The following is a 7,920-nucleotide window of genomic DNA, read 5'->3' on the forward strand; positions in this document are numbered from 1 at the left end:
CTCTATTAATACTCTATTTTGCAATGACACAAATATTAACTTCACTTCCTTCTGCACTAACAACAATAATATCTGACATAATGTCTTCAAAAATTTTTTCGTCCATCTCTTTTCTCCTTTCTATTAATAATTAGCTTAAACCTCTTTTTCCTGCATTGGACTCCCCTTCTTTCTGTATCTGTCTGAATTTTCACTTAATTGAAACTTCTTAATGTAATTATACAACTCTACCTACCATAAAAACAATAGCCTTAAAATACAAAACATTTATTTTCAGCAAATATCCTATCACCATTCTATTGAAATATGGTTTCAAGTAATAAAAAAATCCTGAACACTCAGGATTTTTTTTAAATTTTATTTATTGCCCAATTCTTTTAAGAGGACGCCAAATTCTTCTTCGGATAAAGTGATTCCTTTACCCATTTTTTCATGGTCAGGTGACCAAGTACGGATATCGTATTTAGGTTCTGCATCATTCCAAGAAACACGATTGAGTTCTTTGCGCCAACCTTTTGCATTTTCAGAGAGAACGATAAGTTCTTCAATGATTTCAAACTTTAATTTATCAGCCATCTTATATCCTTTCTCATTAGTATATACGCAAATAAATCTATTTTGTCACTCTTCAATCAATTGAATATCTACACCAACAGCAGTCAATTTTTCAATGATATGATCATAGCCTCGTAGGATAAACTCAATATTAGAAATTTTTGTAGTTCCACTGGCAATAATTCCAGCAGTAACCAGAGCCGCACCAGCACGTAAATCTGTTGCTTGAACACAGCTTCCAGTTAACTCATTCGGAGCGTCATAAATAATTCTATCATCCAAAACAGAAATATTAGCACCCATACGCGCTAATTCAGGTACGTGGTTAACACGTTTTTGATAAATCGTATCAACAATCGAACCACGACCTTTTGCTTTTAACAACAGTGGCGTAATTGGTTGTTGCAAATCAGTCGCAAATCCTGGGTAAGGAACAGAGGTAATATTAACTGATTTTAAATTTTCAGATTTATGAACTTCAATGCTGTCTTCACGAATCGTCAAACGTACGCCCATTTCTTCAAGTTTAGCAATGAAAGATTCCAAATGTTCATAGATGACATTTTCAATAATAACCCCATCGCCCATCGCAGCAGCTAAAGCAAGGTAAGTTCCAGCCTCAATTCGGTCAGGAATTACCGTATGTTGAGCTCCGTGCATTTCATCTATCCCAGTGATACGGATAATATCTGTTCTTGCACCACGAACTTTTGCCCCCATGTTATTAAGAAGGGTTGCCACATCAATAATTTCAGGCTCACGTGCAGCATTTTCAATTACAGTTACACCTTTTGCACGACTAGCAGCAAGCATCGTATTGATGGTTGCTCCAACGGAAACAACGTCCATATAAATGGTTGTTCCAACTAATGAATCACCAATCACTTCTAAGTGCTCAGCTTCTTCTTCTTGAATCTTCTTAGCCCCTAAAGCTTTAAAGGCTTTATCATGTAAATCGGTTAGACGAGGACCTAAATCACAGCCTCCAGGCAAGCCAACTGTCGCTTGTCCAAAACGACCCAAAAGTGCACCATTAAAATAATAAGAAGCACGCAAAGAATTAATCTTTCCATAAGGCAGAGGACGTGAAACGACACTACGTGTATCAATCACAAGTCGACCTTCTTCAAGATTTCGCTCAATTTTTGCTCCCGTGATTTCCATAATTTCGACTAAACTTGCGACATCAGAAATATCTGGAACTCCTTCCAGAGTAACAATATCGTTAGCTAGAATGGTTGCAGGAATTAAAGCAACCACTGAATTTTTTGCTCCAGAAATTGGAATTGTTCCAGAGATACGCTTCCCACCATTAATTACTATTTTTTTCATATTATTTCAAAATCACTTTTCACATTTTTATTGTCTTAAAAAAATTATTTTTTTAAGAACCGCTCTCTATTTTAACATTTTATAGTAGTTTTTCATAGACTTTTTTTCTAAATAAAAACTACAACTAAAAAATTAGCTGTAGTTTTTATTTCTTTTATTCAAACAAGTTTTTCTTATTCAAAAACGAATTGATTATGATAAAGTTCAGAGTAGAATCCACCTTGAGCAACGAGTTCATGATGATTTCCTTCTTCAATGACCTCACCATCTTTAAGAACAACAATCTTATCTGCATTAAGAATTGTTTTCAAACGGTGAGCAATAACGAATGAAGTTCGTCCAGCAATGGCTGCTTCCATTGCCCATTGAATTTGTTCTTCTGTTACGGTATCCACGTTCGATGTTGCTTCGTCCAAAATCAAAAGTTCTGGATTTGTCAAAATAGTACGTGCAATAGAGATTTGTTGTTTTTGACCAACTGAGAAGACTGATTCATCATCAGAAACGTGTGTTTCATACTTGTCAGGCAAGCTTTCGATAAATTCATGTATATGTGTTGTCTTCGCAACTGTTTCAATTTCTTCTTGAGTGGCATTTGGTTTACCAAACTTGATGTTATCGGCAATTGTTCCATCAAAGAGTACAGACTCTTGAAGTACAATCCCAACATTTGAACGTAAACTATCTAAATCAAATTCACGAATATCTGTTCCATCAAACTTGATTGCTCCACCATTGACATCATAGAAACGGTTCATCAAGTTCATGACAGTTGTTTTACCTGAACCAGTTGGACCAACGAGGGCAACCATTTGTCCTTTTTTAACATCAATATTAACTTTTTTGAGGACTGGTTTACCTGGAAGATATTCAAAATCAAGATTTTCGATTTGAATACCATCTTTAATCGTGTCAAATTTCTTACCATTTTCAGGACGAACTTCTTCTGGTTCATCAAACATAACATTCAGACGAGTTGCACCTGTAATGGCAAGCTGAAGTTGACCAAAGTTTGATGAAATTTGCATGATTGGGTTGTAGTAACTTTGAACATATTGAACAAAGGCAACTAAGAGACCCAAACCTGTAGTGATTGACATACTATCGTTGTTGAGAACATAGGCTGTACCACCAAAGATAACGATGGCAATTGACAAAAGTTGGAAACCATTCATCAATGGGAAAATCATACCAGACCATGCTTGAGCAGCAAAAGTACGTTTTTTAACATTTTCGTTATGTTTCAAGAAACCATCAATAGAATCTTCTTGTAAACCTTCAACGATAATTGCTTTTTGCCCAGAGATTTTTTCATCCATATAGGCATTGAGTTGTGAAACTTCTTCTTGTTGTTTATCTGTTGCTTTTTTCGATTGACGAATAATGATAACTGCAGATAAAATGGCAACTGGTGAAGCCGCCACTGTCAACCAAGCAAAAGTTACATCTTTAAGGAAGATTTGGATGATTACTCCGACAAAAACGGCAGCATTTGAAATCACTGAAACGAGTGCTTGGTTCAATGTATTTTGAATGTTATCCAAGTCAGAGGTGAAACGAGCAAGGATATCTCCATCTTGATGACGGTCAAAATATGAAATTGTCAAACGTTCAAGTTTACCAAACAAACCCTTACGCATGCGATTTGTTGAATGAGCAACGATACGGCTAAAGAGCAAGGTATAAATCAACATTGACACACCTGTTGCTACATAGACTGCAAGCAATTGCCACATTCCTTTCATGAATGTAGAAGTGCTAGCAGCATGTGAAGTTGCCACTGTTTTGAGTGTTTCTAAAGTTGTTCCTTTAGGAAGATGAGCTGTAATTTGGTCCTGAACTGCTTGTGGTAATGTTTTAACGACTTCGGGAACATTGTGCCAATCTACGGTTTGGTGCATTTGTTGGCTTAATTGTTGAGCAATCTGTTGTAATGCATCTTGTGATTGTCCAGCATGTTGATGTGTAAAGAAGTCTTTAACATAAACCCCAAGATTTGTAATTGCATCCCCTAAGAGTGAGGGTGCAATTACCTGCAACCATGTTGCTGCGACGATGAAAATCATAATCACAGCAAATTGGAGTTTATATCTTTTGAGATAGAGGTAAAAAAATCGGATGGCACGTGTGGTGTCAGACATTTTTCTTGTTGATTTGGTATTTTCCATGTCTTAGTCCTCCTGTGCTTTCTGTGTATCGTAGATTTCTTGGTAAATTTTATTTTCGGCAACTAATTCTTGGTGAGTTCCTTGGCCAACAAGTTTTCCTTGATCAAGAACCAAAATATTATCTGCATGAACTACTGATGAAATCTTTTGAGCAATAATAATAGTTGTTGTTTCTTTAAGTTCTTTATTCAAGGCTTCTTGAACAAGTTTTTCAGATTTAGCATCAAGTGCCGACGTTGAATCATCTAAAATCAAGACATTTGGATTTTTAACAACCCCACGTGTGATAGACAATCTTTGTTTTTGACCACCTGAGAAATTATTCCCACGTTCTTCAACTTCTGATTCATATTGTCCGTCTTTTGTCGTGATAAATTCAGCCGCTTGGGCAATTTGTGCGGCACGAGTCATTTCTTCATCGGTTGCATCAGATTTACCTTGTTTGATGTTTCCAGCAATTGTACCAGAGAAAAGAATAGCTTTTTGAAGAACGATAGAAATATTTCTCTTCAAAGTTCCACGGCTAACTGTTTTAAGGTCTTTTCCACCAACTGAAACAGTCCCTTCTGTTGGGTCAAAGAGTCTTGGAATGAGTTGTGCTAAAGTGGATTTACCAGCACCAGTCGCTCCGACAATCCCGACCATTTGACCAGCTTCTACTTCAAAGCTAATATCTTTGAGTGTTGGTTCTTCATCATTAGGATATGAGAATGAAACATGGTCAAATTTAACAGAACCAGAAAGTTCTTCATCTTTCGCATTTTCGTCAAATTTCATAGCTGGGTCTGTTTTCAGTACTTCATTGATACGACCGATTGAGACCATACCACGTGAAGCAAACATTGAAATCATACCACCCATGATGATGGCAAACATAATCATTCCCATGTAAGTCATGAATGTGGCAATCCCACCAATGCTATCTTGGGCAACGGTTGGTGAATCTGTTACAAAAGTTGAAACGAAGTAGATTGCAAGCCAAATCGCTCCTTGAGCAATAACGGTAAAGAGTGGAATCATTGCTGAAAAGAGTTTCCCTACTGCCCAGTTATGGTCGTAAAGTTCGTCAGAAGTTTCATCAAATTCTTTGATTTGATTTTTTTCTTGAACGAAAGATTTAACGACACGTGCGCCACGTAAGTTTTGTTTAGCAATGGCATTAATACGGTCCATCAATTTTTGGAAGGCCATAAAGTGAGGACCCATGCGTCCCATCAATACAGCTGTAACCACAAGGATTAAGACGATTAAAAGAACAGTAATCCACCAAAGTTTTGGAAGAGTTGTAATTGATAGAATAACCGCACCAATCAGAAGGACTGGAATCCGCATCAAAATTTGGAAGACCATCATCATCAAGTTTTGCACTTGTGTAACGTCATTGGTCATACGGACAACAAGGTTTCCGGCATTGAATTTTTCGACATTTTCATAAGAGAATGTGTTAATTTTTTTGTAAGTTGCTTCACGAACGTCCGCCCCAATTTCTTGAGCAATACGTGCTGCTGAAAGGGTACTGAAGATAGCAAAGAGAATCCCTATCCCTGCAACAATCAGCAACTCAACTCCATATACTGAAACTTTGTCAGCCATCTCATGACGGCTATAAGTTGTTGATGACATTACTGTCATAATTCGTTTCATGATTTGGGGCTGGTAAAGCTGTACTCCTGCATAAACAAAGGTTGAAAAGATTGAGAATAAGGCAACCCATTTATGCTTCATGATTGATTTGAAAATCATAAAATTCCTTTCTAGAGTTAAATAATGTAAACTACTTTACATTAAATTGAATTTTCAATTTCATTTTACTTCAAAATAATTTCAATAAATTTTTTGAGAAGATAATTATAACATTATTTTTTTAGTAAACAAGCATTAATTGTTAATGCTGTTAAAGATTACAATAGTTAGTTTCATAAATGGTAAACTAACAAAAATATTGTAACGCTTTTTAAAGTTTAAGTCAACGATTTGCGACCTTATTTATATCTTCTTATGTTTTTATAAATTTAGAATTTAAAGTTAGGAATGAATCGTGAATTTATTTAATCGCTTCACTCTTCTTATTTGCTTCTAAATTTTCAATAATTTTATCGACTCTTGACCAAGATTCAAAGGCAAGTCGCATATTTTCATGACCAATCTCTGTCAGTCGGTAATACTTGCGACGCCCGCCTTGACTTTCATCTCCCCAATAAGAACTGATAATCCCATCCTTTTCAAGTCTTTTAAAGATCGTATAGAGCGTGGCTTCATTAAGTTCCATTTCTCCATTCGAGGCTTCCTTGACTTCTTTTATAATACCATAAACATAATTATCTCCTTGTTTTAGGACATTGAGCAAAATTACATTGGTTTGGGCTCGTAACATTTCTTTTGGTATTTCTGCCATTCTTTTTCCTTTCTATCATTTTAAACAAAGTATATTATACTTCACATTACTATGTAAGTCAAGGTACTTAAACTATTTATATAATATTTTATTTTTGACGACTTTCTACTATATAAGATAAGAAAAAATCATCTCCGTTTTTAAGAAATTAGTCCATCCTTCTTTTTTAATTCTATTTTAAGAGGCCTTATTATAAAAGGTTTTTTTAGTGCTGGAAGCCAACTTTCCTTGAATTTTTTGTTATAATGGAATGATGTAATTTTGGGAGGATTTATATGGCAGCTTCAAGTACAAACAATCTGAAACTCGCTGAAAAAGGAGTTTGGGTTTCTATTCTCGCTTATATTGTTTTGTCTATCGGACAAATTGCTTTTGCGACAATTGTTCACTCTAGCGCTCTTCAAGCCAATGGTTTTAATAATGTGACTGATATTATGGGAAATATCGCAATCTTAATTGGACTTCGAATTGCTCGAATTCCAGCAGATAGTGACCATGTCTACGGTCACTGGAAAATTGAATCTATTGCGAGTTTAATTTCTAGTTTTATCATGTTCTTCGTTGGTTTTGAGGTCTTACGTGAAACCGTGATGACTCTACTATCCGGAAAAGAAGAAACCATTGATCCACTAGGAGCGCTTGTTGGTTTATTTTCTGCCTTTGTCATGCTCGGAGTTTATCTTTATAATCGTGATTTGGCTAAAAAAACGAACTCTCAGGCTCTCTCTGCAGCAAGTAAGGACAATCTTTCTGATGCGGTAACTTCTATTGGAACTGTGGTCGCTATTTTAGCAAGTAGCATTGGCTGGGAGTGGCTCGATACTGCTATGGCAATCATTATTTGTGGTTTTATTTTAAAAACTGCTTATGATATTTTCCACGAATCAGTTTTTAGTCTTTCTGATGGCTTTGATGAAAATCTTGTTAAGAAATATAGAGAGGCTATCTGTTTAGCTCCAAAAGTTAAAGGCGTTAAACTCGTTCGCGGTCGTTCGTATGGAAGCAACATTTTTCTTGACGTTGTGGTTGAAATGTCTCCTGATTTAAGTGTTTATGAAAGTCATGAAGCGACAGAATCTATTGAAAAAATGTTGATTGATGGTTTTGGGGTCTATGATGTTGATGTTCACGTCGAACCTGCTGCTTTACCTGAGGAAGAACACTATGCTAGCCGTTCACTTGAGCTTTTAGCAAAAGAAGAACAATTTTTGAATCATCAAAATTTGCCAAAATTGACTGATGAAAAGTATCAGGAAATTCTTGCTGATGGAAGAATGATAAATGCCAGTGAAAAATTGAATACTTTCGGACAAATTACTGACAAAAATTCTGTCAGTAAAAATAATGAATCTGGAAATCTCCTATCTAGTCGGTCAGTAATTCCTTTGGCCATAAATCATTATAAAGCTTCACAAGTCAGTAAAAAAACATTTATTTTAACTTATGACTACTGGCAAAATGAGCAAAATT

The 7,920-nt window shown here is 35.7% G+C and carries 6 protein-coding genes; 1 reads left to right on the forward strand and 5 read right to left on the reverse strand.

What is annotated here, in order from left to right; genetic code table 11:
- Positions 1–357 precede the first annotated feature (357 nt).
- From LLA01S_RS11370 to LLA01S_RS11390, 5 genes are all read right to left on the reverse strand, one after another.
- Positions 358–576, reverse strand: coding sequence for a YdbC family protein (locus tag LLA01S_RS11370; RefSeq protein ID WP_003131683.1), 219 nt, complete (start codon positions 574–576; stop codon positions 358–360).
- Positions 577–621: 45 nt separating this feature from the next.
- On the reverse strand, positions 622–1,887 hold the full coding sequence (gene murA / locus LLA01S_RS11375; protein ID WP_061778334.1) for a UDP-N-acetylglucosamine 1-carboxyvinyltransferase: 1,266 nt from the start codon (positions 1,885–1,887) through the stop codon (positions 622–624).
- A gap of 173 nt (positions 1,888–2,060) precedes the next feature.
- The gene (lmrD, locus tag LLA01S_RS11380; RefSeq protein ID WP_081106899.1) at positions 2,061–4,055 is read right to left on the reverse strand and encodes a multidrug efflux ABC transporter LmrCD subunit D; all 1,995 of its coding nucleotides are present in this window, start codon (positions 4,053–4,055) and stop codon (positions 2,061–2,063) included.
- A 3-nt stretch (positions 4,056–4,058) separates the two neighbouring features.
- A complete protein-coding gene (lmrC, locus tag LLA01S_RS11385) occupies positions 4,059–5,780 on the reverse strand; it encodes a multidrug efflux ABC transporter LmrCD subunit C (protein WP_081106900.1) in 1,722 nt (573 codons plus the stop codon).
- Between the two features lie 319 nt (positions 5,781–6,099).
- Positions 6,100–6,450, reverse strand: a complete 351-nt coding sequence (locus tag LLA01S_RS11390; RefSeq protein ID WP_011675362.1) for a PadR family transcriptional regulator — start codon at positions 6,448–6,450, stop codon at positions 6,100–6,102.
- Between the two features lie 275 nt (positions 6,451–6,725).
- On the opposite strand from LLA01S_RS11390, the gene LLA01S_RS11395 reads away from it, so the two are divergent.
- On the forward strand, positions 6,726–7,920 hold a 1,195-nt coding region (locus LLA01S_RS11395), incomplete at its 3' end, for a cation diffusion facilitator family transporter (RefSeq protein WP_061778336.1).

It is taken from the genome of Lactococcus cremoris subsp. cremoris NBRC 100676 (assembly GCF_001591705.1).
Taxonomy (GTDB): domain Bacteria; phylum Bacillota; class Bacilli; order Lactobacillales; family Streptococcaceae; genus Lactococcus; species Lactococcus cremoris.

What these genes read in the sequence shown, in the direction of transcription:
- lmrC (WP_081106900.1), bottom strand. Translation starts at nt 5,780, where the DNA reads ATGAAGCATAAATGGGTTGCCTTATTCTCAATCTTTTCAACCTTTGTT.
- murA (WP_061778334.1), bottom strand. Translation starts at nt 1,887, where the DNA reads ATGAAAAAAATAGTAATTAATGGTGGGAAGCGTATCTCTGGAACAATT.
- lmrD (WP_081106899.1), bottom strand. Translation starts at nt 4,055, where the DNA reads ATGGAAAATACCAAATCAACAAGAAAAATGTCTGACACCACACGTGCC.
- LLA01S_RS11390 (WP_011675362.1), bottom strand. Translation starts at nt 6,450, where the DNA reads ATGGCAGAAATACCAAAAGAAATGTTACGAGCCCAAACCAATGTAATT.
- LLA01S_RS11370 (WP_003131683.1), bottom strand. Translation starts at nt 576, where the DNA reads ATGGCTGATAAATTAAAGTTTGAAATCATTGAAGAACTTATCGTTCTC.